This is a genomic window from Actinotalea subterranea, assembly GCF_008364845.1.
Taxonomy (GTDB): domain Bacteria; phylum Actinomycetota; class Actinomycetes; order Actinomycetales; family Cellulomonadaceae; genus Actinotalea; species Actinotalea subterranea.
In genome coordinates this window covers 86,893-111,336 of the sequence record NZ_VTTP01000010.1, presented here as the reverse complement: position 1 = coordinate 111,336, position 24,444 = coordinate 86,893, and the positions used below count along the sequence as shown (strand labels likewise).

General features: G+C 73.1%; 23 protein-coding genes and 4 tRNA genes. 22 read left to right on the top strand and 5 right to left on the bottom strand.

The window, feature by feature from the left end; all coding sequences use genetic code 11:
* Positions 1–272: 272 nt before the first annotated feature.
* From FZ988_RS15220 to FZ988_RS15210, 3 genes are all read right to left on the bottom strand, one after another.
* A tRNA-Val gene (locus tag FZ988_RS15220) sits at positions 273–347 on the bottom strand.
* Between the two features lie 54 nt (positions 348–401).
* A tRNA-Cys gene (locus FZ988_RS15215) sits at positions 402–472 on the bottom strand.
* 55 nt (positions 473–527) lie between these two features.
* Positions 528–599 (bottom strand) — tRNA-Gly (locus FZ988_RS15210).
* A gap of 247 nt (positions 600–846) precedes the next feature.
* Between FZ988_RS15210 and FZ988_RS15205 the strand changes: the two genes are divergently transcribed.
* Both FZ988_RS15205 and FZ988_RS15200 read left to right on the top strand, forming a co-directional pair.
* Complete coding sequence (locus FZ988_RS15205; RefSeq protein ID WP_425457996.1) at positions 847–2,013, top strand: chorismate-binding protein; 1,167 nt, start codon at positions 847–849, stop codon at positions 2,011–2,013.
* Between the two features lie 136 nt (positions 2,014–2,149).
* Entirely contained in the window at positions 2,150–3,004 is an 855-nt protein-coding gene (locus FZ988_RS15200; protein WP_246169551.1) for an aminotransferase class IV, read from the top strand.
* 84 nt (positions 3,005–3,088) lie between these two features.
* Here the strand turns inward: FZ988_RS15200 and FZ988_RS15195 are convergent, their stop codons facing one another.
* Complete coding sequence (locus FZ988_RS15195; protein WP_149204879.1) at positions 3,089–3,517, bottom strand: SsgA family sporulation/cell division regulator; 429 nt, start codon at positions 3,515–3,517, stop codon at positions 3,089–3,091.
* A 146-nt stretch (positions 3,518–3,663) separates the two neighbouring features.
* On the opposite strand from FZ988_RS15195, the gene FZ988_RS15190 reads away from it, so the two are divergent.
* From FZ988_RS15190 to FZ988_RS15145, 10 genes are all read left to right on the top strand, one after another.
* Positions 3,664–3,735 (top strand) — tRNA-Val (locus FZ988_RS15190).
* A gap of 397 nt (positions 3,736–4,132) precedes the next feature.
* A complete protein-coding gene (gene thrS, locus FZ988_RS15185) occupies positions 4,133–6,127 on the top strand; it encodes a threonine--tRNA ligase (RefSeq protein ID WP_149204878.1) in 1,995 nt (664 codons plus the stop codon).
* Positions 6,128–6,131: 4 nt separating this feature from the next.
* Entirely contained in the window at positions 6,132–6,692 is a 561-nt protein-coding gene (locus FZ988_RS15180) for an HIT family protein (RefSeq protein WP_246169550.1), read from the top strand.
* Between the two features lie 7 nt (positions 6,693–6,699).
* Positions 6,700–7,329 (top strand): phosphatidylinositol phosphate synthase, encoded by a 630-nt coding sequence (pgsA, locus tag FZ988_RS15175; protein ID WP_149204877.1) that lies wholly within the window; start codon positions 6,700–6,702, stop codon positions 7,327–7,329.
* Complete coding sequence (locus FZ988_RS15170; RefSeq protein WP_246169549.1) at positions 7,326–8,309, top strand: phosphatidylinositol mannoside acyltransferase; 984 nt, start codon at positions 7,326–7,328, stop codon at positions 8,307–8,309. Before pgsA ends, FZ988_RS15170 begins: the two co-directional genes overlap by 4 nt.
* Before the next feature lie 8 nt (positions 8,310–8,317).
* Positions 8,318–9,514 (top strand): glycosyltransferase family 4 protein, encoded by a 1,197-nt coding sequence (locus FZ988_RS15165; protein ID WP_188079128.1) that lies wholly within the window; start codon positions 8,318–8,320, stop codon positions 9,512–9,514.
* Positions 9,511–10,260 (top strand): LemA family protein, encoded by a 750-nt coding sequence (locus FZ988_RS15160; RefSeq protein WP_149204875.1) that lies wholly within the window; start codon positions 9,511–9,513, stop codon positions 10,258–10,260. The genes FZ988_RS15165 and FZ988_RS15160 overlap by 4 nt, the downstream gene beginning before the upstream one ends.
* Positions 10,257–11,507, top strand: a complete 1,251-nt coding sequence (locus tag FZ988_RS15155; RefSeq protein ID WP_149204874.1) for a PrsW family intramembrane metalloprotease — start codon at positions 10,257–10,259, stop codon at positions 11,505–11,507. The genes FZ988_RS15160 and FZ988_RS15155 overlap by 4 nt, the downstream gene beginning before the upstream one ends.
* A 128-nt stretch (positions 11,508–11,635) precedes the next feature.
* A complete protein-coding gene (gene pdxS, locus FZ988_RS15150; protein ID WP_149204873.1) occupies positions 11,636–12,538 on the top strand; it encodes a pyridoxal 5'-phosphate synthase lyase subunit PdxS in 903 nt (300 codons plus the stop codon).
* Positions 12,535–13,125, top strand: coding sequence for an NUDIX hydrolase (locus tag FZ988_RS15145; protein WP_149204872.1), 591 nt, complete (start codon positions 12,535–12,537; stop codon positions 13,123–13,125). The genes pdxS and FZ988_RS15145 overlap by 4 nt, the downstream gene beginning before the upstream one ends.
* A gap of 81 nt (positions 13,126–13,206) precedes the next feature.
* On the opposite strand, the gene FZ988_RS15140 is transcribed toward FZ988_RS15145, so the two are convergent.
* The gene (locus tag FZ988_RS15140) at positions 13,207–13,854 is read right to left on the bottom strand and encodes a hypothetical protein (protein WP_149204871.1); all 648 of its coding nucleotides are present in this window, start codon (positions 13,852–13,854) and stop codon (positions 13,207–13,209) included.
* Here FZ988_RS15140 and pdxT point away from each other — a divergent pair.
* The 10 genes from pdxT (at position 13,853) to FZ988_RS15090 (ending at position 24,394) form a co-directional block, all read left to right on the top strand.
* The gene (pdxT, locus tag FZ988_RS15135) at positions 13,853–14,509 is read left to right on the top strand and encodes a pyridoxal 5'-phosphate synthase glutaminase subunit PdxT (RefSeq protein ID WP_149204870.1); all 657 of its coding nucleotides are present in this window, start codon (positions 13,853–13,855) and stop codon (positions 14,507–14,509) included. The two genes, FZ988_RS15140 and pdxT, sit on opposite strands and share 2 nt — an antisense overlap.
* Positions 14,510–14,522: 13 nt before the next feature.
* Complete coding sequence (locus FZ988_RS15130) at positions 14,523–15,281, top strand: YebC/PmpR family DNA-binding transcriptional regulator (protein ID WP_149204869.1); 759 nt, start codon at positions 14,523–14,525, stop codon at positions 15,279–15,281.
* 61 nt (positions 15,282–15,342) lie between these two features.
* A complete protein-coding gene (gene ruvC / locus FZ988_RS15125; RefSeq protein WP_149204868.1) occupies positions 15,343–15,954 on the top strand; it encodes a crossover junction endodeoxyribonuclease RuvC in 612 nt (203 codons plus the stop codon).
* A gap of 82 nt (positions 15,955–16,036) precedes the next feature.
* The gene (ruvA, locus tag FZ988_RS15120) at positions 16,037–16,651 is read left to right on the top strand and encodes a Holliday junction branch migration protein RuvA (RefSeq protein ID WP_149204867.1); all 615 of its coding nucleotides are present in this window, start codon (positions 16,037–16,039) and stop codon (positions 16,649–16,651) included.
* Positions 16,644–17,696 carry a Holliday junction branch migration DNA helicase RuvB gene (gene ruvB / locus FZ988_RS15115; protein ID WP_149204866.1) on the top strand — a complete coding sequence of 351 codons (1,053 nt, stop codon included), beginning with the start codon at positions 16,644–16,646 and terminating at the stop codon, positions 17,694–17,696. The genes ruvA and ruvB overlap by 8 nt, the downstream gene beginning before the upstream one ends.
* A gap of 141 nt (positions 17,697–17,837) precedes the next feature.
* The gene (gene yajC, locus FZ988_RS15110; protein WP_149204865.1) at positions 17,838–18,308 is read left to right on the top strand and encodes a preprotein translocase subunit YajC; all 471 of its coding nucleotides are present in this window, start codon (positions 17,838–17,840) and stop codon (positions 18,306–18,308) included.
* A gap of 82 nt (positions 18,309–18,390) precedes the next feature.
* Positions 18,391–20,202 carry a protein translocase subunit SecD gene (gene secD, locus FZ988_RS15105; RefSeq protein ID WP_149204864.1) on the top strand — a complete coding sequence of 604 codons (1,812 nt, stop codon included), beginning with the start codon at positions 18,391–18,393 and terminating at the stop codon, positions 20,200–20,202.
* Positions 20,202–21,317, top strand: a complete 1,116-nt coding sequence (gene secF, locus FZ988_RS15100) for a protein translocase subunit SecF (protein WP_149204863.1) — start codon at positions 20,202–20,204, stop codon at positions 21,315–21,317. Before secD ends, secF begins: the two co-directional genes overlap by 1 nt.
* Entirely contained in the window at positions 21,314–21,850 is a 537-nt protein-coding gene (locus tag FZ988_RS15095) for an adenine phosphoribosyltransferase (protein ID WP_149204862.1), read from the top strand. The genes secF and FZ988_RS15095 overlap by 4 nt, the downstream gene beginning before the upstream one ends.
* A gap of 123 nt (positions 21,851–21,973) precedes the next feature.
* Positions 21,974–24,394, top strand: coding sequence for a RelA/SpoT family protein (locus FZ988_RS15090; protein ID WP_149204861.1), 2,421 nt, complete (start codon positions 21,974–21,976; stop codon positions 24,392–24,394).
* The last annotated feature ends 50 nt before the right edge of the window (positions 24,395–24,444 follow it).

Here is a 24,444-nt window from a genome sequence, read left to right as displayed (position 1 = left end):
TGTGAGCACCGACATCGCCCGCTCCGCCATGGAGTCCCTCGGGGGGCGAATACCGCAAGGGGGCCCGACCGCTGAGGTTGAGGCGTCAGACCCTCCCAATGCATGAAGATCCGCACGACTGAGAGACGATGCGAGCCGGCTAGCCCGTGCCTGACGAGCGGCCCAAGAGCGCGTGGGGGACGTTGCTACATCCGTTGCTACATTTCGTCCCATGAGTGCCAGGAAGGCCGCCCCGGACGATGTCCGGAACGGCCTGCGACCTGCTGTGATGCTGGTGGGCGATACTGGGATCGAACCAGTGACCTCTTCCGTGTCAGGGAAGCGCGCTACCGCTGCGCCAATCGCCCGTCAGGAACTGCTCAGACGGGTAGTGCTCAGGTGAGTACTGCGTCGTTCGTGCGAGGTGGAGACGGGATTCGAACCCGTGTGGACGGCTTTGCAGGCCGCTGCCTCGCCTCTCGGCCACTCCACCGTGAAGGCTCATGCCACGTCCGGCGCCTGACGCCCGTCACGGGATGTCGCCTCCGAGCGGACGACGGGATTCGAACCCGCGACCCTCACCTTGGCAAGGTGATGCTCTACCACTGAGCCACGTCCGCGCGACACGCTCCGGGGCTTCCCCCGGCGCTGTGTGCGTCCCAGACTCTAACCGACCGCTGCGACGAGAGTCCAACTGGCCCACCTCCGGCGGGTCGCGCCCGGCCTCCGGAGGGTCCGACGGCCGTCCGGTCTGCGCGCGCGACCCGCTCGGCTTGCGCCCTCTGGTCGCTCCCGGCCACGCCCCGGCTACCGTGGCCCGGTGCCTGACCCCTCGCCCATGCGCTCGCCACGGGAGGGCGCCCAGCGGTGCGACGTGGCGAGCTGCCCGGCGGCGGCACGGTGACCGGCGTCGCCGGTGGCACGGCCTGGTTCCCGGGCCTGCGGCTGCGGAACGCCGTCGAGTGCGTCGACCTCGCGACGGATGCCGTCCGCGTGTCGGCGGGCGGGTGCTGGGCCGTGGTGGGTGACTTCGAGGGGCGCGTCCGGGCGTGGCGGTTCGCGGACGTCGAGCGCCTGCCCGAGGACGAGGCGCGCCCGGTCGGTGCGGCGGACGGCTGGCGCGGCCCGAGCGGGCGGTGGACCTCGACCCTCGGCCGCGAGGAGTACGTGCGGGGCGTGGAACGCGTGCGCGGCCACATCCGTGAGGGCGACGTGTACCAGGTGAACCTCTGCCGGGTCCTGAGCGCGGCGCTGCCGCCCGACGCGGGCCGCGAGCCGGACGCCGCCGCACTGGGCGCCCGGCTCGCCGAGGGCAACCCCGCGCCGTTCGCAGGCGGCATCCACGTGCCGCGCGGGGTGGCTGGGCCGGGCGGCCGGGCCGTCACGCCCGCGTGGGTGGTCTCGGCCTCACCCGAGCTCTTCCTGCGCGTGGACGGCGACGTGATCACGTCCGGCCCCATCAAGGGGACTGCGGCGACGCCCGCAGGCCTCACGGACAAGGACCGGGCGGAGAACGTGATGATCGCGGACATGGTCCGCAACGACCTCCAGCGGGTGTGCGCGCCGGGGACCGTCGAGGTCACCCGCCTGCTCGCCCTCGAGCACCATCCTGGGCTCGTCCACCTGGTCACCACCGTCCAGGGCAGGCTCACCCCGGCCGAGCCGGCCGTCGGCGGGCGGCAGGGAGCGTCCCCGGCGGGGGGTGTCGACTGGGCGAGGGTCCTGCGCGCGACGTACCCGCCGGCCTCCGTCTCCGGGGCGCCCAAGGCCGCGGCGCTGGGCGTGATCGCCGAGCTCGAGCCGACGCCACGCGGGCCCTACTGCGGGGCGTTCGGCTGGATCGACGCCGATCGTGACCGCGCCGAGATCGCGGTCGCGATCCGGACGTTCTGGTGGTCCGCCGACGAGGGCGGGCACCTCCGCTTCGGTACCGGCGCCGGGATCACGTGGGGCAGCGACCCCGGTGCGGAGTGGGACGAGACCGAGCTCAAGGCCAGGCGCCTCGTGAGCCTCGCGGGTGGCGGCGGCCCGTGAGGTGCCGGCCCCCGCGCGTCGGCGCGCGTGCGCCGGCCGGTGCGCGCGAGGATGCACGTCGGGCGTCCGGGCACGGGCCGGACGGGCTCGGCCGTCGGGGCGAGCGCCCGCCGCAGGCACGGACGGAGGACGGCACGTGACGGACATCGTGGTGTGGGCGGACGGGCGGCTGAGGGCGCCGGGGGAGCCGCTCCTGAGCGGTGTCGACCACGGCGTGACCGTGGGCGACGGCGTGTTCGAGACGTGCGGTGTGATCCGTGGACAGGCCTTCGCGTTCACGCGGCACCTCGCTCGCCTCGCGCGCTCGGCGCGTGGGCTCGGCCTCGACGAGCCGGACCTCGACGCGATCCGGTCGGGCGTCGACGCGGTGCTCGCGGCCGCCCCCGGGTCGGGTCGTGTGCGCATCACGGTGACGGCCGGCATCGGCCCGCTGGGGTCCGGCCGGACTCCCGGTGCGCAGACGGTCCTGGTCCTGGCGGGACCGGCGTCGCCGCCGTCCCCCGCACGCGTGGCCCGGGTCCCGTGGACGCGGAACGAGCGCTCGGCCGTCGCAGGCCTGAAGACGACGTCGTACGCGGAGAACGTGGTCGCCCTCGCCGAGGCGCACCGCCACGGCGCCGACGAGGCGCTGCTCGCCAACACGGTCGGGGCCCTGTGCGAGGGCACCGGGAGCAACGTGTTCGTCGAGCGCGACGGCGAGCTCGTCACCCCGTCGCTGTCCACGGGTTGCCTCGCCGGCATCACACGTGAGCTCGTGCTCGAGTGGTCCGCGCAGGTGGGGCTGCCCGTGCGGGAGGCGTCACCGGACGAGCTGCCGTACACCGTTCTGGACGAGGTCGCTGCGGGCCGTGCCCACCTCGCCCTGAGCGGCTCCGTCCGCACGTTCGTCCCCGTCGTCGCGCTCGACGGCTCACCCGTGGCTGCGGGGCCGTTGAGCGCGGCGGTCGCCGACCTGTACGCGCGGCGGGAGGCCGACGACGTCGACCCGTGACCCGCAGACATGACGAGGCCCGACCGGCTGGGGGGCGGTCGGGCCTCGTCGAGGTTCGTGGGTGGCCGGGGCAGGCCTCTCGGGTCAGGCGTCCAGGAGGCTGACGATGAGACGCGAGATCTCGTCCTCCATGCGCGGCCCCTCGGCGCCGAACGGGACGAGGGCGACGGTCGCGGCGACGAAGTCGACGAACGGCTCCGCCGGCCCGGCGAGGAGCGCATCGCCCTCGACGCCGCTGAGCGCCATGAGCAGGTAGGCAGGGTCCTCGTCGCGCCAGATCCGCACGTCGCCGGTGCCCGCGGGCGCCGTGGCGTCCGCGAGGATCCCGTGGGCGATCAGCTCACGGCCGATGAGCCACGTGGACGTCGCGCTGGCACCGGAGAACGCCACCCGGACCGTGTACGGGTCGGTGGCCTCGAAGCTCAGCTCGGCGCTGATGGGCAGGACGCTCGCGTCCGAGAGAACAAGATGCATGGGGACGACCTCACGGACGTCCCGGTTCTGCTCTGCCATCACCACCCCTCTCCTCGTGCTCGGGACCTCTCCAGTGCCCCCACATACTGCTTGATCACGACCCGCCGCCGCTGCGTTTCGGTAATCCGGTTCTCATTCGCTAGCATCATGGCGACGTCATGCGGTGAGCTGTTCGCCGTAGCGACGGGCGATTGGCTCAGTGGTAGAGCGCCTCGTTCACACCGAGGAGGTCACTGGTTCGAACCCAGTATCGCCCACCCCCTGCTGGTGCAGTCATCCCCCGTTCGGGCGGACCTTCTCTTTGACAAGTCTGTGACGGGCCATGACCTCGCAGGTCAGACCCGGGATCCCTTGTCCAGGGACCTCGCGGAACTTCACCCGGTCGCAGAGCATCGTCACCCGTCTGGAGCAGTGCTCTGTGGGCTCGGCCCGTCTGCTGTCGGGGCGTCGTTGTCGTTCCGTGACCGGGCCGTGACGCCCCCGTCGCCCGCCGAGGGCTCCCGGTGTGCCCGGCAGGGCGTCGTGGGCGTTCTTTCCCGTCAGTGCCCGCAGCGTGCCTGCGCGTGCCCGTGCGTCCCTGCGCGTGCCCGTGCGTGCCCGGCCGCAGCGCCGGCTCGATAGCATCGAGCCGCCGACCACCCGAGGAGCAGCTCCGTGTCACAGATCACCCTGACCGTCGACCAGGTCGAACGCGCCGTCGAGGCGGGCACGACCGGTACGGACCTCTTCGGGGACCGCCGGGACGTCGTCGTCGTCCGCGTCGACGGCGAGCTGCGGGACCTCGCCGCGCCGCTGCCCGACGGGGCCGCGGTCGAGAGCGTGACCATCGACTCGCCCGACGGGCTCGCGGTCCTGCGGCACTCGGCCGCCCACGTCCTGGCGCAGGCCGTGCAGGAGGTCAACCCGTCGGCGCGGCTCGGCATCGGCCCCCCGATCACCGACGGCTTCTACTACGACTTCGACGTCGAGACCCCGTTCACCCCGGAGGACCTCAAGGCGCTCGAGAAGGTCATGCAGCGCATCGTCAAGGAGGGCCAGTCCTTCCGGCGCTGGGACGTGACCGAGGAGGAGGCCCGCACCGTGCTCGCGGCCGAGCCGTACAAGCTCGAGCTCATCGGGCTCAAGGGCACGGCGGACACCGAGGGCGCCTCCGTGGAGGTGGGGCTCGGCGGGCTCAGCATCTACCAGAACGTGCGCCGCGACGGCACCGTCGTGTGGCAGGACCTGTGCCGCGGTCCGCACCTGCCCACGACCAGGCTCATCGCGAACGGCTTCCAGCTGACGCGCTCCGCCGCCGCCTACTGGCGGGGCTCGGAGAAGAACCCCCAGCTCCAGCGCGTCTACGGCACCGCCTGGCCGACCAAGGACGAGCTGCGTGCCCACCTCGAGCGCCTCGCCGAGGCCGAGCGTCGCGACCACCGCCGGCTCGGGGCAGAGCTCGACCTGTTCTCCTTCCCGGACGAGATCGGCTCGGGCCTCGCGGTGTTCCACCCCAAGGGCGGCATCATCCGGCGCGAGATGGAGGAGTACTCGCGCCAGCGCCACATCGACGCGGGCTACGACTTCGTCAACACGCCGCACATCACCAAGTCGCGCCTGTACGAGCTCTCGGGGCACCTCGACTGGTACGCGGACGGCATGTACCCGCCCATGCACCTCGACGCCGAGGTCGACGACGACGGGACGGTGCGGCGGCAGGGCCAGGACTACTACCTCAAGCCCATGAACTGCCCGATGCACATCCTCATCTACCGCTCGCGCGGGCGGTCGTACCGCGAGCTGCCCCTGCGGCTCTTCGAGTTCGGCACGGTCTACCGGTACGAGAAGTCGGGTGTCGTGCACGGCCTGACCCGTGCCCGGGGCTTCACGCAGGACGACGCGCACATCTTCGCGTCGCGCGAGCAGATGAAGAGCGAGATCGCGGCGGCGCTCGAGTTCGTGCTGGCCCTGCTCAAGGACTACGGCCTCGACGACTTCTACCTCGAGCTCTCCACGAAGAACCCCGAGAAGTTCGTCGGGAGCGACGAGCTGTGGGAGGAGGCGACCGAGACCCTGCGGCAGGTCGCCGTCGAGTCCGGCCTCGCGCTCGTCGACGACCCGGGCGGCGCGGCCTTCTACGGGCCGAAGATCTCGGTGCAGGCCAAGGACGCGATCGGGCGGACCTGGCAGATGTCGACGGTCCAGCTCGACCTGAACCTGCCCGAGCTCTTCGACCTCGAGTACCAGGCCGCCGACGGGACGCGGAAGCGGCCGGTCATGATCCACCGCGCGCTCTTCGGCTCGATCGAGCGGTTCTTCGCCGTGCTCCTGGAGCACTACGCGGGCGCGTTCCCCGCCTGGCTGGCCCCGGTTCAGGTGCTCGCGGTGCCCGTGGCCGAGCCGTTCAACGCGTACGTCGAGGACGTCGTGGCGCAGCTGCGCGCCCAGGGCGTCCGCGCCGAGTCGGACCTGTCCGACGACCGGTTCGGCAAGAAGATCCGCACGGCCAGCACGCAGAAGATCCCGTTCGTCCTCATCGCCGGGGGAGAGGACGCCGAGGCCGGCGCGGTCTCCTTCCGGTACCGGGACGGTCGCCAGGAGAACGGCGTGCCCGTCGCCGAGGCGGTCGAGCGCATCCTGGCGGCGATCCGCGACCGCGTGCAGGTCTGAGGCTGTGCCGACCGACCCGGCGCCCGAGCCCGCCGAGGCCTTCGCGGGCGACCCCGACGGCTTCAGCCGGCTCTGGACCCCGCACCGCATGGCGTACATCGGCGGGCAGGACAAGCCCACGGGTGACGGGGCCGCCGAGTGCCCGTTCTGCAGGGTGACGCGTCTGCCCGACGCCGAGGGCCTCGTCGTCGCGCGGGGTGCCCTGGCCTACGTGCTCCTGAACCTCTACCCGTACAACCCGGGCCACCTGATGGTCGTGCCGTACCGCCACGTCGCGGACTACGCGGACCTCGACGAGGCCGAGTCCGCGGAGGTCGCCGCGCTCACCCAGACGGCCATGCGCGTGCTGCGTGCCGTCTCGGGCCCGCACGGCTTCAACCTGGGCATGAACCAGGGCGCCGTGGCGGGGGCCGGGATCGCGGCGCACCTGCACCAGCACGTCGTCCCGCGGTGGAGCGGCGACGCGAACTTCCTGCCCATCGTCGGCCGGACGAAGGCTCTGCCGGAGCTGCTCGGTGACACGCGCGACCGGCTCGCGGCCGCGTGGCCCGCGGCGAGGGGATGATCGAGCAGTGCTCAACCGACTCCGTTCCGGCGCGACCCGGGTGTTCACCCCGATCGCGATGTTCCTCCTGCGCCGTGGCGTCTCACCCGACGCGGTGACCGTCGCGGGGACGCTCGGCGTGGTCGTCGCGGCCCTGTGGCTCTTCCCGACGGGACACCTGCTCGCCGGGACGCTCGTGATCGCCGTGCTGGTGCTCAGCGACCTCGTCGACGGCGTCATGGCGCGCGCGTCGGGCAGGGCGAGCGCCTGGGGTGCGTTCCTCGACTCGACGCTCGACCGCCTCGGGGACGCAGCGATCTTCAGCGGGCTGCTCATCCACCTCGCGGTGCAGGGCCACGACGCGACGGCGGTCCTCGCGCTCGCCTGCCTCGTCCTGGGCTCCGTCGTGCCCTACGCCCGCGCCCGGGCGGAGGGACTCGGGATGACGGCGAACGTCGGGATCGCGGAGCGTGCGGACCGGCTCGCGGCCGTCCTCGTGGCGACGGCAGCCGTGGGCCTCGGCGCACCCGTGGCGGTCCTGACGGTCGTGCTGGCGCTCCTCGCGGTCGCGAGCGCGGTCACCGTGGTCCAGCGCATGGCGACGGTGCGCCGACAGGTCGCGGCCACGGCCGCCCGCGGCGAGGAGCCCGCCGCGTGAGCCGCTGGCCCGCGGCGCTCACGCCGGACACGTCGCGCCTGCTCCTGCGGGGCTGGCACCTGGCCGCGCGCCTCCCCGAGAGCGTGGTCCGCGGGGCCATGGCCCTCGCGGCGGACGTCGCCTGGCTCCTGCACGGCCAGGGCGTCCGACGGCTCGAGGCGAACCTCGCGCGTGCCCGACGCGGCGCCGACCCGCGGGAGCTGCGACGCCTGAGCCGGGTCGGCATGCGCAACTACCTGCGCTACTACGGGGAGGCGTTCACGCTCGGCAACGTCACGCCCGAGCAGCTGATGGCCAGGGTCTCGACGACCGGGACGCAGGCGCTGCTCGACGAGATCGGCGAGGGCCGCTCCGTCGTCCTCGCGCTGGGTCACGAGGGCAACTGGGACCTCGCCGGCGCGTGGGCGACCGTGCACCTCGCACCCGTGACGACCGTGGCCGAGCGGCTCGAGCCGCCCGAGGTGTTCGCGGAGTTCCTCCACCTCCGCGAGGGCCTGGGCATGACGATCATCGCGCTCGACGCGGGCACCGACGTGTTCCGGGAGCTCATGCGCGCGGTGCGGAGCGGCGGCATCCTCGTCCCGCTGCTCGCGGACCGTGACCTGACGGCCCGCGGGGTCGAGGTCGACCTGCTCGGCGAACGGGCGCGCGTCGCGGCGGGCCCTGCCGTGCTCGCCGTCACGACCGGCGCGGCGCTCTTCCCTGTCTCGATCCGCCACGAGCGGCTGCGCGGGGGACGGCGCCGCGCGGCGGGATCCCCCTGGGGCATCCACATCGACTTCCACCCGCAGGTACGGGCGCCGCAGGGTGTGCCTCGACCCGTCCAGGTGCAGGAGCTCACGCAGGCCTGGGTCGACGTCCTCGCCACGGGGATCTCCGCGGACCCCACGCACTGGCACATGCTCCAGCGGGTCTTCGTGCAGGACCTCGACCCGGACCGCTACGCGGCGACCCGCGCAGCCGCGGGGGAGGCACGATGACCGCCGGCCTGCGCATCGGGCTGGTCTGCCCGTACTCGTTCGACGTACCCGGCGGCGTGCAGTTCCACGTGCGTGACCTGGCCGAGGCCCTCGAGAAGCTGGGGCACTCCGTCTCGGTGCTCGCGCCGGCCGACGAGGACACGCCCCTGCCGGACTACATCACGCCCGCGGGCCGTGCCATCCCGGTCCGCTACAACGGCTCGGTCGCACGCATGACCTTCGGACCTGTGAGCGCGCGGCGGGTGCGGCGCTGGCTCGAGGGTGGTGACTTCGACATCCTCCACCTGCACGAGCCCGTCACGCCGAGCCTCGGGATGCTCGCGCTGTGGATCGCGTCGGGGCCGATCGTCGCGACGTTCCACACGGCCCTGCTGCGGTCGAGGGCGCTGCAGGTCGCGTACCCGATGGTCCGGTCGAGCATGGAGAAGATCTCCGCCCGGATCGCCGTCTCCGAGGACGCACGCCGCACGCTCGTCGAGCACCTCGGCGGGGACGCCGTGGTCATCCCGAACGGGGTCTACGTCGACGCCTTCGCGCAGGCGCAGCCCGACCCGCGGTGGACGGGCACCCCGGAGGCGCCGACGGTGGCCTTCCTCGGGCGCCTCGACGAGCCTCGCAAGGGCCTCCCGGTGCTCACCCGCGCGATCCCGGCCGTGCTCGAGGCGCACCCCGGCGCACGCTTCCTGGTCGCAGGCCACGGGGAGACCGGGGCTGCGGAGGCGCGCGAGCAGCTCGGCGACCTGGCGGCGTCCGTCGAGTTCCTCGGCGGCGTGTCCGACGAGGACAAGGCGCGGCTCCTCGCCTCGGTGGACGTCTACTGCGCGCCGCACACGGGCGGCGAGAGCTTCGGCATCGTCCTCGTCGAGGCGATGAGTGCGGGCGCGACGGTCGTCTCGAGCGACCTCGGCGCCTTCCGCAGGGTGCTCGACGAGGGCGACGCGGGAGTCCTGTTCCGCAACGGCGACGCGGCCGACCTGGCTGCGACCCTCACCCGGGTGCTCGCCGACCCCGAGCTGCGCCGCCGCACGTCCGCCCGCGCGAGCGAGGTCGTCCGACGCTACGACTGGTCGTCGGTCACCCAGCAGGTCCTGACCGTCTACGAGATGGTCCTCGCGGCCTCGCCGCAGGTCCGCGTCGGGGAGGACCCCGCCTCGCTGCGGGGACGCCGACGTCCCGACACGTCGCCCGAGGGGAGCACCCGATGACCTGGTCCGAGGTCACCGTCGTCGTCGTCGCGGCGCTCCTGCTCATGCTCTGGTCGGTCTGGCTCGCCGCGAGCCGGCTGGACCGGCTCCACCGCAAGGTCGCGGCGTCGCGGGCCGTGCTCGAGAACCAGCTCGTCCGCCGCGCGTCGGTCGCTGCCGAGCTGGCGTCCTCGGGCCTCCTCGACCCGGTCAGCTCGGTCCTCGTGGGTGAGGCGGCGTGGGCGGCCCTGTCGGCCGGGGCCGAGGGCCGCGCCGAGGAGCTCGCGGGCCTCCCGCCGGGCCTGACGGCCGTGCCCACGGGCCGCACCGCCGTGCTCGGCTCCGTCGGTCCCTCGGGCGCTCCCGGAGCGGGCGGCACGGACGGCCCGACGCCCGTGGGCGGGTGGGGTACGGGCGCGGCGCCGGTCGCGGGGACGGGCACGGGGGCGCTCGACCAGGCAGAGCGCGACCAGGTCGAGAGCGAGCTGTCCCGCACGATCCGGACGGCCCTCGCCGAGCCGGACGAGGTCGACGTCCTGCGCGCGGACGAGCGAGGTGCCGAGCTCGTGGCAGCCCTGTCCGCGGCCTGGTACCGGGTGCACCTCGCGCGGCGCTTCCACAACGAGGCAGTCGTCCAGGCCCAGCGCATGCGCCGCAAGACGTTGGTGCGTCTGCTGCGGCTGCACGGCCACGCCGCCGTGCCGACCACCGTCGAGATCGACGACGCGTGGCCGGAGGCGTTCGCCCAGCCCGGCGAGCTCACGTGACCACGCAGCCGCCGCCCTACCGCGCGCCCGCGATGCACCCGGGCGGTGTCGCCGCGGCACCGGCGAGCGTCGCCCCGCCCTGGCCCGCAGCCGGTCGCGGACCGGGCGGCGCGGCGGACCGGCCGTACGGCGCCAACCACGGGGTCGGCACCGTGGTCGCGCTCGTCGTCCTCGGGGTCCTCGGCATCGCGGCCGTGGCCGTCGTGGGCTTCTCCGTCGGGCTCGCGGCGCTGCCGGGTGCGGCGGTCCTCGCACTGGTCCCGCTCGCCCTCGTCCTCGCGGCGGTCCGGTGGGTCGACCGGTGGGAGCCGGAGCCGTGGCAGTCCCTGGCGGTCGCCTTCGGCTGGGGCGCCTCGGTCGCGGTCCTCGTCGCACTCCTGCTGAACACGGGCGCCGTGCTCGCGCTCGTGGCGGCCGGGACGGCGTCGACGAGCGCCGACCTCGTCGCCGCGACCGTCGTCGCGCCCGTCGTGGAGGAGTCCATCAAGGCCGCGGGCGTCCTCGTCGTCTTCCTGGCGTGGCGGCGTTCCTTCGACGGTCCCGTGGACGGCCTGGTCTACGCCGCGACGGTTGCGGCCGGGTTCGCGTTCGTCGAGAACATCCTCTACTTCGGTGGTGCGATGTCCCAGGCGGCGACCACTGCGGGCGGCGGCCAGGCCGTCGCGATGGTGTTCGTCATGCGCGCCGTCATGTCGCCGTTCGCCCACCTGCTCTTCACGGCCTGCACGGGCCTCGCGCTCGGTCTCGCCGCGGACAGCCGTTCGCGTCACGCGTGGGTCTGGGCCCTCCCGGTCGGCCTCGCGGCCGCCGTCCTGCTGCACGGCCTGTGGAACGGCAGCGCGTCGATGGGCTCGACGAGCGAGTTCCTGGTGCTCTACGCGGTCGTCCAGGTCCCGCTCTTCCTCGCCGCCGTCGGCCTCGTCGTGTGGCTGCGGAGCCGTGAGGCGCGGGTCGTCCGGACCCGGCTCGCGGAGTACGCGGCCGCGTGGTGGTTCGCACCCGCCGAGATCGCGATGCTCACGTCCCTGCGGGAGCGGCGTCGCGCGCGGACGTGGGCGGCCGGTCGGGGCGGACCGGGAGCACGCGGCGCGATGGCCGAGTTCCAGGCGCTCGCGACGCGGCTCGCGTACCTGCGTCAGCGCATCGCGACCGGTCGGGCACCCGACCATGCGGCGCACGAGGAGGCGGCGCTGCTGGCCGCGCTCGTGGCGACACGGCACCGGCTCCAGACCGCGCTGCCGGTCTAGGATGGCTCGTGCCGCCCCGACGACGCGGCTCCCGTCCCGGACCGGCGCCCGGGCCACGGTCCCCTCGGGTACCGGCGGCGCGTGCGCGGAGAACCGGCGCGGGCAACCCCCGAGCAGCAAGGACTGACGTGACGACCGAGAACTCCAGCAACGTCATCGGCACCGCCAAGGTCAAGCGCGGCATGGCCGAGATGCTCAAGGGCGGGGTCATCATGGACGTCGTCACGGCCGAGCAGGCCAAGATCGCGGAGGACGCCGGCGCCGTCGCCGTCATGGCGCTCGAGCGGGTCCCGGCAGACATCCGTGCGCAGGGCGGTGTCGCGCGCATGAGCGACCCGGACCTGATCGACGGCATCATCTCCGCGGTCTCGATCCCGGTCATGGCCAAGGCGCGGATCGGTCACTTCGTCGAGGCCCAGGTTCTCCAGGCCCTCGGTGTCGACTACGTCGACGAGTCCGAGGTGCTGACCCCGGCCGACTACAGCCACCACATCGACAAGTGGGCGTTCACCGTCCCCTTCGTGTGCGGCGCGACGAACCTCGGTGAGGCGCTGCGACGCATCACCGAAGGTGCGGCCATGATCCGGTCGAAGGGCGAGGCCGGGACCGGTGACGTCTCGAACGCGACGACGCACATGCGTCAGATCCGCGACCAGATCCGCCGCCTCACGTCGCTGCCCGAGGACGAGCTCTTCGTGGCCGCGAAGGAGCTCCAGGCGCCGTACGACCTGGTCGCCGAGGTCGCACGGACGGGCAAGCTCCCGGTCGTGCTCTTCACGGCGGGCGGCATCGCCACCCCGGCCGACGCGGCCATGATGATGCAGCTCGGTGCCGAGGGCGTGTTCGTCGGCTCGGGCATCTTCAAGTCGGGCAACCCGGCCGAGCGTGCCGCCGCGATCGTCAAGGCGACCACGTTCTACGACGACCCGGACGTCATCGCCAAGGTGTCGCGCGGCCTGGGCGAGGCCATGGTCGGCATCAACGTCGAGGACGTCCCCGAGCCCCACCGCCTGGCCGAGCGCGGCTGGTGACGACGGCGCGCGAACCCGCGCGCCACGACGCCGCCGCACCGTCGGTACCGGCCGAGGGGACGCCTGCTCTCGGACCCGAGTGGGTCGTCGGGCCGGACGGGGTCCTGCGGCGGTCCGCGGCACGCGTCATCCTCCTCGACGAGGAGGACCGGGTGCTGCTCGCGCGCGGGCACGACGCCGACCAGCCCGAGCGCACGTGGTGGTTCACGATCGGCGGCGGGATCGACGCGGGGGAGTCGGCCCCCGCGGCAGCCGTCCGTGAGCTGTTCGAGGAGACGGGCCTACGGCTCGACGTCGGCGACCTCGAGGGACCGGTGCTGCGTCGGAGCGCGATCTTCGACTTCTACCGCCGCCCGGTCCGCCAGGACGAGGTCTTCTTCGTCGCGCGGACCGCGGCGACCGACCGCCTCGTCACGAGCGGCTGGACGGAGGTCGAGCGCGGGTTCATGGACGAGGTGCGGTGGTGGTCGCTCGACGACCTCGAGCGTGTGACGGTCGAGATCTTCCCGGCCCCGCTCGTCGAGATCGTCCGTGGCCTCCTGACCGGGTGGGACGGCACGCTCCGCGAGCTGCCCGACGGCAACTGAGCCCCGACGGCCGCTGAGCCCCGACGGCCGCTGAGCCCCGCCGGCCGCCTCGCCAGCCGCCGGGCGGCGTGCGGCGCGCCGTCAGGCGCTGCGACGACGCAGGACCCACCAGACGACACCGCCGATGAGCATGCCGACGCCCAGGATCCCGAGGAGGACCGCCGCGAAGGCCCCGGCGATCGTCCCGAAGATCCCGCCGACGAACGGCAGGACCGGCTGGTCCTGCGTCACCAGGACCTCGACGTGCTGCTGCTGGGCGGCCGGCACGATGACCGTGTAGGTGCCCGCGGCGTCCGTCTCGAAGGACCCGACGGTGCTCGCGTGGCGGCCGCCGCCACCGGTGCTCATGTCGACGTCGGCCGAGCCGCGCACCTCGACGGCGGTGCCGTCGGGACCGGTCACGGCCACCTCCGCGTCGAGGACGTCGTCGGCCCCGCTGCTGTCGCTGTCCTGGGCGTCGACGACGGTGAACAGCGCGTAGTCGGTGCCCGCGTCGAGGGTGACCTCACCGGTGCCCGGTGCGGGCACGGTGAGCAGCACGGCGGGTCCGGGCTCGCCGTCCCCGTCCAGGACGTCCACCGGCAGCAGACCGACGAACGTGCGCGCGGACAGGAAGGCGACGACCAGTGCGCCGATCATGAAGAGGGCGCCGACCGCGGTCAGGATCCGTGCGCCCCGGGTGGAGCGACGTCCGGGTGCGGCCTGACTGGTCTGGAGCGGGATGGTCATGGTCCCGAGGATAGGGGTCGTAGACTCGCCCGCCGTGACTCATGCGCGCCCGACGGTCGGTGTCCTCGCCCTCCAGGGAGACGTCCGCGAGCACGTGGCCGCCCTCGAGGCGTCCGGCGCGCGCGCCGTGACGGTCCGGCGGGAGCGCGAGCTCGGCTCGGTCGACGGCGTCGTGCTCCCCGGCGGGGAGTCCACCACGATGGACAAGCTGCTGCACGTGTTCGAGCTCTTCGAGCCGCTCCGGGCCGCGATCAGGGACGGGCTGCCGGCGTACGGCTCCTGCGCGGGCATGATCCTGCTCGCCGACCGGATCACGGGCGGCATCGAGGGCCAGCAGACCCTCGGGGGCCTGGACATCACGGTGCGCCGCAACGCGTTCGGCCGTCAGGTCGACTCGTTCGAGACGGACCTCGTCGTCGACGGCGTCCCCGACAGCGCCGAGCACCCCGTGCACGCGGTGTTCATCCGCGCGCCATGGGTCGAGGAGGCGGGCGCCGACGCCCGTGTGCTCGCGACGGTGGGCACGGGGCCCGCCGCCGGTAGGATCGTCGCGGTGCGTCAGCGCGACGTCCTGGCCACGTCCTTCCATCCGGAGATCACGGGCGACCTGCGCGTGCACCGGATGTTCGTCCAGATCGTCACCGACCGCGGTTGAGGGGTTTCGCATCATGTCCGGTCACTCCAAGTGGGCCACCACCAAGCACAAGAAGGCAGTGGTCGACGCGAGGCGCGGCAAGCTCTTCGCCAAGCTCATCAAGAACATCGAGGTCGCGGCACGCACCGGCGGCGGCGACCTCGCGGGCAACCCGACGCTGTTCGACGCGGTCCAGAAGGCCAAGAAGTCGTCGGTCCCGAACGACAACATCGACCGCGCGGTCAAGCGCGGCTCCGGCCAGGAGGCCGGCGGTGCGGACTACCAGACGATCATGTACGAGGGCTACGGCCCCGGCGGTGTCGCCGTGCTCGTCGAGTGCCTGACCGACAACCGCAACCGTGCGGCGTCGGACGTGCGCGTGGCGTTCTCGCGCAACGGTGGCTCCCTGGCCGACCCGGGCTCCGTCTCCTACCTGTTCTCCCGGCGCGGCGTGGTGATCGTGCCCAAGACGGCCGGGCTGACCGAGGACGACGTGCTCGCAGCGGTGCTCGACGCGGGGGCCGAGGAGGTCAACGACCTCGGCGAGGCCTTCGAGATCCTGAGCGAGGCCAGCGACATGGTCGCGGTCCGTACGGCGCTCCAGGGCGCCGGCATCGACTACGACTCCGCCGACGCGCAGTTCGTGCCCGCCACCCAGGTCGAGGTCGACGTCGACGGCGCCCGCAAGATCCTGCGTCTCATCGACGCGCTCGAGGACAGCGACGACGTGCAGGAGGTCTTCGCGAACTTCGACGCCTCCGACGAGGTCATGGCGGCGCTCGAGGAGGAGTGACGCCTCGCCGCGCCGCCCGCACCTGCGTGGTGCGGGCGACGCCGGCTGGGAGACTGTGCCCGTGCGCGTCCTCGGAGTCGACCCAGGCCTGACCCGGTGCGGTCTCGGCGTCGTCGACTCCCTGCCCGGGCGCCGCGTCGAGCTCGTCGCCGTGGACGTCGCACGCTCGGCCGTGGACGACGACGTCGCGGTGCGGCTCGCCGCGATCGCCGCGGTCGTGGAGGTGTGGCTCGAGCGCTACCAGCCCGACGCGGTCGCCGTGGAGCGGGTCTTCGCGCAGCACAACGTGCGCACGGTGATGGGCACGGCACAGGTGTCGGGCGTCGTGATGGCGGCCGCCGCCAGGCGGGGGATCCCCGTCGCGCTGCACACGCCGAGCGAGGTCAAGGCCGCGGTGACCGGCAACGGACGGGCCGACAAGCCGCAGGTGCAGCAGATGGTCGCGCGGATCCTGCGGCTCGCCGCACTGCCCACGCCCGCCGACGCCGCGGACGCGCTCGCGCTCGGGATCTGCCACCTCTGGCGCCCTGCGACGGGTGCCGCGACGACGGCACCGGCCTCCCGCTCGGTGGGGTCGGGGAGCCCATCCGACGGTCAGGTGGTCACGGGTCCCACGGCGGCGCAGCGGGCCTGGGCGCAGGCCGAGGCGGCGGCGCGCCGCGCCACGCGGTGACGGACGCGCTTGTTACGGTGGCTCCTGGTCGTACAGGTGTTCGGTGCCCGGCTGGGCGGCGACGGGCTCGGGAGGTCGTCTGATGATCGCGTCGCTGCGGGGACGTGTCGTGGGTGTCCGCCTCGACGCCGCCGTCATCGAGGTCGGCGGCGTCGGCCTCGTCGCGTACGCGACGCCGGCGACGCTCGCGGGCCTGCGGGTGGGTGAGCCGGGCGAGCTCGCGACGTCGCTCGTCGTGCGGGAGGACTCGCTGACCCTGTACGGGTTCGCTGACGCGGACGAGCGCGACGTCTTCGAGAGCGTGCAGACCGTCAGCGGGGTGGGCCCCCGTCTCGCTCTCGCGATGCTCGCGGTCCACACCCCCGACGCGCTCCGCCGAGCGGTCGCCGGCGAGGACCTCGCGGCGCTCCAGCGGGTCCCGGGCATCGGCCGCAAGGGGGCGCAGCGCATCGTGCTCGAGCTGGCCGACCGGCTCGGCGCGCCGGCCACGTCGGCGGGCGGCGCCCCGGTCACGCACGCCCCGTCCGACCGCCGCGGCGAGGTCGTCGAGGCGCTCGTGGGCCTCGGCTGGAACACCAAGGCGGCGGAGGACGCCGTCGCGCGCGTCGCCCCTGCCGATGCCGGCGCGGTCGACGCCTCGGAGGTCGCCGCGGTCCTGAGGGGTGCGCTGCGCGTGCTGGGCGGCGGACGTGCCTGAGGACGACGTCCGGACCGACGAGATCACGACCGAACGGATCGTCGCACCGGGGGCCGAGGACCTCGAGCGTGCCGCGGAGGCGGCGCTCCGCCCGCGCCGGCTCGCGGAGTTCGTGGGCCAGCGCGTCGTCCGGGACCAGCTCGAGCTCGTCCTGCACGCGGCGATGGGCCGGGGCCGCGCGCCCGACCACGTGCTCCTGTCCGGACCTCCCGGGCTGGGCAAGACGACCCTCGCGATGATCATCGCCGCGGAGCTCGGCACGTCGATGCGCGTCACCTCCGGCCCGGCGATCCAGCACGCGGGTGACCTCGCCGCCGTCCTGTCCTCGCTCGAGGAGGGCGAGGTGCTCTTCCTCGACGAGATCCACCGCCTGGCCAGGCCCGCGGAGGAGCTCCTGTACGTGGCGATGGAGGACTTCCGGGTCGACGTCGTCGTGGGCAAGGGCGCGGGGGCCAACGCGATCGGGCTGTCGCTCCCGCCCTTCACGGTCGTCGGCGCCACGACGCGTGCCGGTCTGCTGCCGGCACCGCTGCGCGACCGCTTCGGGTTCACGGGCCACCTCGACTTCTACGACGAGGCCGAGCTGCGGCAGGTCCTCGCCCGGTCCGCCGGCCTGCTGGGCGTGGAGCTCCACGAGGACGCCGCCGCCGAGGTCGCGGGCCGCTCCCGCGGCACGCCACGCATCGCCAACAGGCTCCTGCGACGGGTCCGCGACTGGGCCCAGGTCCGGGGGGACGGGACGCTCGACCTCGACGCGGCCCGCTCCGCCCTCGCGGTGTACGAGGTCGACGAGCTCGGCCTCGACCGGCTCGACCGTGCGGTGCTGCACGCGCTCTGCGCCCGGTTCGGGGGCGGCCCCGTCGGCCTCACGACGCTCGCCGTCGCCGTGGGAGAGGAGCCCGAGACGGTCGAGACCGTCGCGGAGCCGTTCCTCGTGCGTGAGGGGCTCATGGGCCGTACCCCGCGCGGCCGGGTCGCCAGCGCCCGCGCGTGGGAGCACCTCGGCCTGGCCGCACCCGCGGCGTCCGACACCCTGTTCGGCTGACGGCGGTCCCACACCGGGCGCCCGTGGTCCTCTAGCCTCTCCAGGGGAACCAGCACGTCCACCGGCCCGTTAGGGCGGGGGAGCGCGGGTCACCTAGACTGCGCGCGGTCGCTGAACCTGAACAGGACGTGAGAAGACCCCATGGACTACAGCTTTCTGATCATCTTGGCGCTGGCTTTCGGGGCCATGTGGCTCATGACCAACCGCACCCGCAAGCAGCAGAAGGAGGCGGCCAACTTCCGGTCGAACCTCATGCCGGGCCAGGAGGTCATGACCGGTTCGGGTCTGTTCGGCACCGTGGTCGACGTCGAGGACGACGTCGTGACGATCGAGATCTCGCCCGGCGTCACGAGCCGCTGGCTCAAGCCGGCGATCGCCAAGCTCGTCGAGCCGACCGTTCCCGTGGCCGAGGACGCCGACGAGGACGAGCTCGCCGAGGACGAGTACGACGAGGACGTGTACGAGGACGAGGACGTCTACGAGGACGACGAGACCGTTGAGCCGACGGACGACGTGGACGCCGACGCCGACGCACCCGTCGACGTCGAGGTGCCCGACGACGCCTCGAGCCTGACCGAGCCACGCGACGAGGACGGCACCGAGCGCCGCTGACCCGCTGATCCCGCGCCGGCCCGCCGGCGCCCACGGCACCGGCCGCCCCGCGGCCGGACCACGCACGAGAGAAGAAGAACCGTTGGCCACATCGACCCGCCGCGAACGACCTGTGCGCACCCTGGTGACGTTCGCGGTCCTGGTGATCGCCCTCTTCGCCGCCCTGATCGCCGGGAACGTGTGGGGCAACGCCTCGCTCACCCCCAAGCTGGCGCTCGACCTCGAGGGGGGCACCCAGCTCATCCTCCGGCCGACCGCCGAGGACGGTGAGCGGGTCACCGAGGACACGATCGCCCAGGCGATCGACATCATCCGCCAGCGCATCGACGCCTCGGGTGTCGCCGAGGCCGAGATCACGAGCCAGGGCGGCAGCAACATCGTCGTCGCGCTCCCCGGTGAGCCCGACGACGAGACGCTCGACCTGGTCCGCGAGTCGGCGCAGATGCTGTTCCGGCCCGTGATCGTGCAGGCCGCGCCCACGCCTGTCGAGGACGCGTCGGCGACGGTGACCCCGCCGGCCGAGGGCACCGAGCCGGCGGACGCCAGCGACCCCGCCTGGGTCACGCAGGACGTCCTCGACCAGTTCAACGCGTACGACTGCACGGACCCCGAGAACCTCGCGGGCGGCGCCGAGCTCGTCGGCGACCCGGAGGCCGCGGTGGTCTCGTGCGACCAGAACGGCGCGGTCAAGTACATCCTCGGTCCGGTCGAGGTGCGCGGCGAGGAGATCGCCAACGCCAGCTCGGGTCTGCGCACCACCCAGACCGGCGCGATCACGAGCGAGTGGGTCACGAACATCGAGTTCGACGGTGACGGAACGGTGGCGTTCCGTGAGGTGACGACGCGTCTGCTGAACCTCGAGAGCCCGCGCAACCAGTTCGCGATGGTCCTCGACGGCCTCGTGATCTCGGCGCCGTCGGTGAACTCGATCATCTCCGACGGCAAGGCGGAGATCTCGGGGAGCTTCACGCGCGAGTCCGCCGCGACGCTCGCGCAGCAGCTCAACTTCGGTGCTCTGCCCCTGACGTTCGAGGTGCAGAGCGAGCAGCAGATCTCCGCGACCCTCGGGTCGGAGCAGCTCCAGCGTGGCCTGCTCGCGGGCCTGATCGGCCTGGTGCTCGTGGGCGTCTACTCCCTCGCCCAGTACCGCGCCCTCGGCGGGGTGACGATCGCGTCGCTCGTCGCGGCCGGGCTCCTGGCCTACGGCCTGATCGCGGTGCTGTCCTGGACGCAGGGCTACCGACTGAGCCTTCCCGGCGTCGCGGGCATCATCGTCGCGATCGGCATCACCGCGGACTCGTTCATCGTCTACTTCGAGCGCATCCGCGACGAGCTCCGCGACGGCCGGACGCTGCCCGCCGCCGTCGAGCACGGCTGGGACCGTGCGCGCCGGACGATCATCATCTCCGACGCCGTGAACTTCCTCGCGGCTGTCGTCCTGTACTTCCTCGCCGTGGGCGGGGTGCGCGGCTTCGCGTTCACCCTCGGCCTGACGACCCTGATCGACCTCGCCGTCGTCATGCTCTTCACGCACCCCGTGATGCTCCTCGCGGCGCGGACGAAGTTCTTCGGCCAGGGTCACCGGTTCTCCGGCCTCGACCCCGTCCGGCTCGGAGCGCGCGCCCGGTACGCGGGCCGCGGGCGCGTCGTCGTGGCCGGGCAGGCTCAGCCGGCCGACGACGACCTCGCGCCCGTCGGTGCGGTGGGCTCCGACGAGGGTCCGCGGCGCGCGACCATCGCCGAGCGACGCGCAGCGGCCCGGCTGGCGGCGTCGACACCGCCCGCGGGTGCACCGCCGGGTGCCGGCGCCGGCCCGGGTGCCGAGGCCCCCTCCGAGGACCCGGCCGACGGCGCGGCCCAGGACGACGTGCGGACCGACGGGAAGGACGCCTGATGGCCTCGCGACTGTCCCAGTGGGGCAACGACCTGTACACCGGCAAGCGCTCCTACGACATCGTCGGGAACCGCCGCCGCTGGTACGCGATCTCGCTGGTGATCCTCGTGCTCTCCGCGGGTTTCCTCGCCACACGCCAGCTCAACCCGAGCATCGACTTCCGCGGCGGTGCGGAGTTCACGGTCACCGGGGTCGAGGACACCGCGCAGCAGCCGGCCATCGACGCGGTCGCGTCGGTCGACGCGGAGGAGATCCCGCGGGTCTCCGTCGTCGGCGGGTCCGCCATGCGCGTGCAGACGGGTGACCTCGACGACACCCAGGTGCGCGAGGTCGTGCAGGCGCTCGCCGCCGCCTACGACGTGCCGGAGAACGAGGTCAGCTCGTCGTTCGTCGGACCCACCTGGGGCAAGGACGTCACCGGCAAGGCCCTGCGCGGCCTGGTGATCTTCCTCCTGCTCGTGAGCGTCGTGATGACCCTGTACTTCCGCGCGTGGCGCATGGCCGCGGCGGCCCTCGTGGCACTCGCGCACGACCTCGTCATCACGGTGGGCCTGTACGCCGGGATCGGCTGGGAGGTGAGCCCGGCGACGGTGATCGGCTTCCTGACGATCCTCGGGTACTCGCTCTACGACACCGTCGTGGTCTTCGACAAGGTGCGCGAGAACACCGACAAGGTGACCGAGCAGAAGCGCTTCACGTACGCGGAGATGGCGAACCTCGCGGTGAACCAGACGCTCGTCCGCTCCATCAACACCTCGATCGTCGCGCTGCTGCCCGTGGGCGCGATCCTCTTCATCGGCGCGTTCCTCCTCGGCGCCGGCACGCTTCGGGACATCGCACTGGCGCTGTTCATCGGCATGGCCGTGGGGACGTTCTCGTCGATCTTCATCGCGACGCCGTTCGAGGTCACGCTGCGCCAGCGGGAGCCGGCGATCGCGGCGCACACGGAGCGCGTGCTCGCGGCCCGTGCGCAGGCCGCCCAGGCAGGCGGCGACGCCACGGCTACGGGAGCACCCCCGGTCGTCGTCGGTGCGGTCATGCCCGGTGCCCACCTCGGCACGCGTGCGCAGCCGAAGCGCCGCAAGCCGAACCGTCCCTCGGGACGGCAGTCATGACCGCCGAGCGGGACGACCTCGCCGCGCGCGCCGCGGCCCTCGTCCACGACGTCCCGGACTACCCGCAGCCCGGCGTCGTGTTCAAGGACATCACGCCGCTGCTCGCGGACGGACCGGCCTTCGCCGCCGTCGTCGAGGCCATGGTGCGTCGTGCACCGGCGGGCGTCGACCTCGTCGTCGGGATGGAGGCGCGAGGCTTCATCCTCGGCGCCCCCGTCGCGGTCGGTCTCGGCGCCGGGTTCGTCCCCGTGCGCAAGGAGGGCAAGCTCCCGCGCGAGACGCTCGCGGGCGCCTACGACCTCGAGTACGGCAGCGCCGTGCTCGAGGTCCACGCGGACACCATCACCCCCGGGACGCGGATCCTCGTCGTCGACGACGTGCTGGCGACCGGTGGCACGGCCGAGGCCACGGTCGAGCTGCTCGAGCAGGCGGGCGGCGTCGTCGTCGGCCTCGCCTTCCTCATGGAGCTCACGTTCCTGGGCGGTCGGTCCAGGCTGGCCGGGCGCGACCTCGACGTCCTGCTGACCTACTGACCGAGCTCCCCGGCGCGGCCCGACGGCGCGGGCCCGCTGCCCGGCGCTCGTGGGGGCCGTGAACGCGTGCGGGGCTCGGCGCAACTAGACTCGTACCCTCACCGAGCGCGAGGGGAGCCCGACATGGCCGATCAGCCTGGGCCGCCGCCCCGCGCAGGCGTGCGCCGCCTCACGAGCGATCCGGTCCCGCCGGTCGTCGGCCGGGCGGCGTACCCCGACGGTGACGAGCCCGGCGACGGCACCGACCCGGCGGGCGTCCGTCCCGTCACCTCCGAGCTCCCCGTCACGGGGAGCCGCGTCCGCTCCCGGCTCGTCCGGTTCGGCAGCCGCACCCCGGCAGGGTCGCCCGCCCTCGAGCCGCTCATGCTCGCCGTCCGGGCGAACCACCCCAAGGCCGACCTCAGCGTCCTCGAGCGCGCCTACGCGGCGGCGGAGCGCGCGCACCGCGGCCAGACGCGCCGCAGCGGCGACCCGTACATCACGCACCCGGTCGCGGTCGCGACGATCCTCGCGGACCTCGGCATGACGCCGCCGACGCTCGCTGCGGCGCTGCTGCACGACACGGTCGAGGACACGGAGTACTCGCTCGAGAGCCTGAGCTCGGAGTTCGGGCCCGAGATCGCGATGCTCGTCGACGGCGTCACGAAGCTCGACAAGGTGGTCTACGGGGACGCCGCGCAGGCCGAGACCGTGCGCAAGATGGTCGTCGCGATGTCGCGGGACATCCGCGTCCTCGTCATCAAGCTCGCGGACCGCCTGCACAACGCGCGCACCTGGCGCTTCGTCCCCGCGGCCTCCGCGGAGCGCAAGGCTCGCGAGACGCTCGAGATCTACGCGCCGCTCGCCCACCGGCTGGGCATGAACACCATCAAGTGGGAGCTCGAAGACCTGTCGTTCGCGACCCTCTACCCCAAGGTGTACGAGGAGATCGTGCACCTCGTGGCGGAGCGGGCCCCGGCGCGGGACGAGTACCTGTCGGTCGTGCGCGAGCAGGTGACGGCTGATCTCCGCGCGGTCAAGATCAAGTCGACGGTCACGGGGCGGCCCAAGCACTACTACTCGATCTACCAGAAGATGATCGTGCGGGGCCGTGACTTCGCGGACATCTACGACCTCGTCGGCGTGCGCGTGCTCGTCGACTCGGTCCGCGACTGCTACGCGGCGCTCGGCGCCCTCCACGCGCGGTGGAACCCGGTCCCCGGCCGGTTCAAGGACTACATCGCGATGCCCAAGTTCAACATGTACCAGTCCCTGCACACGACGGTGATCGGGCCCGGCGGCAAGCCCGTCGAGATCCAGATTCGCACGCACGAGATGCACCGGCGGGCCGAGTACGGCGTCGCTGCGCACTGGAAGTACAAGGAGATCGCCAAGCAAGGGGGACCGGTCGACGCGGCCGGTGACATGGCGTGGCTGCGTCAGCTTGTCGACTGGCAGCGCGAGACGGCCGACCCGACGGAGTTCCTCGACTCCCTGCGGTTCGAGATCCGCGGCGCGGAGGTCTTCGTCTTCACGCCCAAGGGCGACGTCATGGCGCTGCCGGCGGGCTCGACGCCCGTCGACTTCGCGTACGCCGTGCACACCGAGGTCGGGCACCGCACGATGGGTGCGCGCGTCAACGGACGCCTCGTGCCGCTCGACTCGACCCTGGAGAACGGCGACGTCGTCGACGTCCTGACGTCCAAGTCCGAGACGGCCGGCCCCAGCCGCGACTGGATGACGTTCGTCAAGAGCCCGCGGGCGCGGAACAAGATCCGCCAGTGGTTCTCGAAGGAGCGTCGCGAGGAGGCGATCGAGCACGGCAAGGACGCCATCGCCAAGGCGATGCGCAAGCAGAACCTGCCGATCCAGCGACTCCTCACGCACGAGGCGCTGGTCACGCTCGCCAACGAGATGCGGTTCGGTGACGTCTCGGCGCTCTACGCCGCGATCGGCGAGGGACAGGCGTCCGCCGCCTCCGTCGTGCACCGCCTCGTGCAGTCCATGGGCGGCGAGTCCGGTACCGAGGAGGACGTCGCCGAGGCCGCGCGTCCCGGGCAGCAGGCACGCCGACCGCGGTCGGGCGACGCGGGCGTCATCGTCAAGGGTGTCAGCGACATCTGGGCGAAGCTCGCGAAGTGCTGCACGCCGGTCCCGGGCGACGAGATCATCGGCTTCATCACGCGCGGCACCGGTGTGAGCGTGCACCGTGCCGACTGCCAGAACGTCGTCGGGCTGCGCAACCAGCCCGAGCGCATCGTCGAGGTCGAGTGGGACACGGGCGCGAGCACGCTCTTCCTCGTCCAGATCCAGGTCGAGGCGCTCGACCGCAGCCGACTGCTCTCGGACGTGACCCGGGTGCTCTCCGACCACCACGTGAACATCCTGTCCGCGACGGTCTCGACCTCACGGGACCGGGTCGCGATCTCCCGGTTCGTCTTCGAGATGGCCGAGCCGGCGCACCTCAGCTCGGTCCTCAGCGCCGTCCGGAAGGTCGACGGCGTGTTCGACGTCTACCGCATCACGGGTTCCCGGGCCGCCGAGCTTCCCGTGACGCACGGCTGACGCGCACCGCCCCCGTCACCGGGCAGACCCCCCGCGGCCTCGGCCGCACG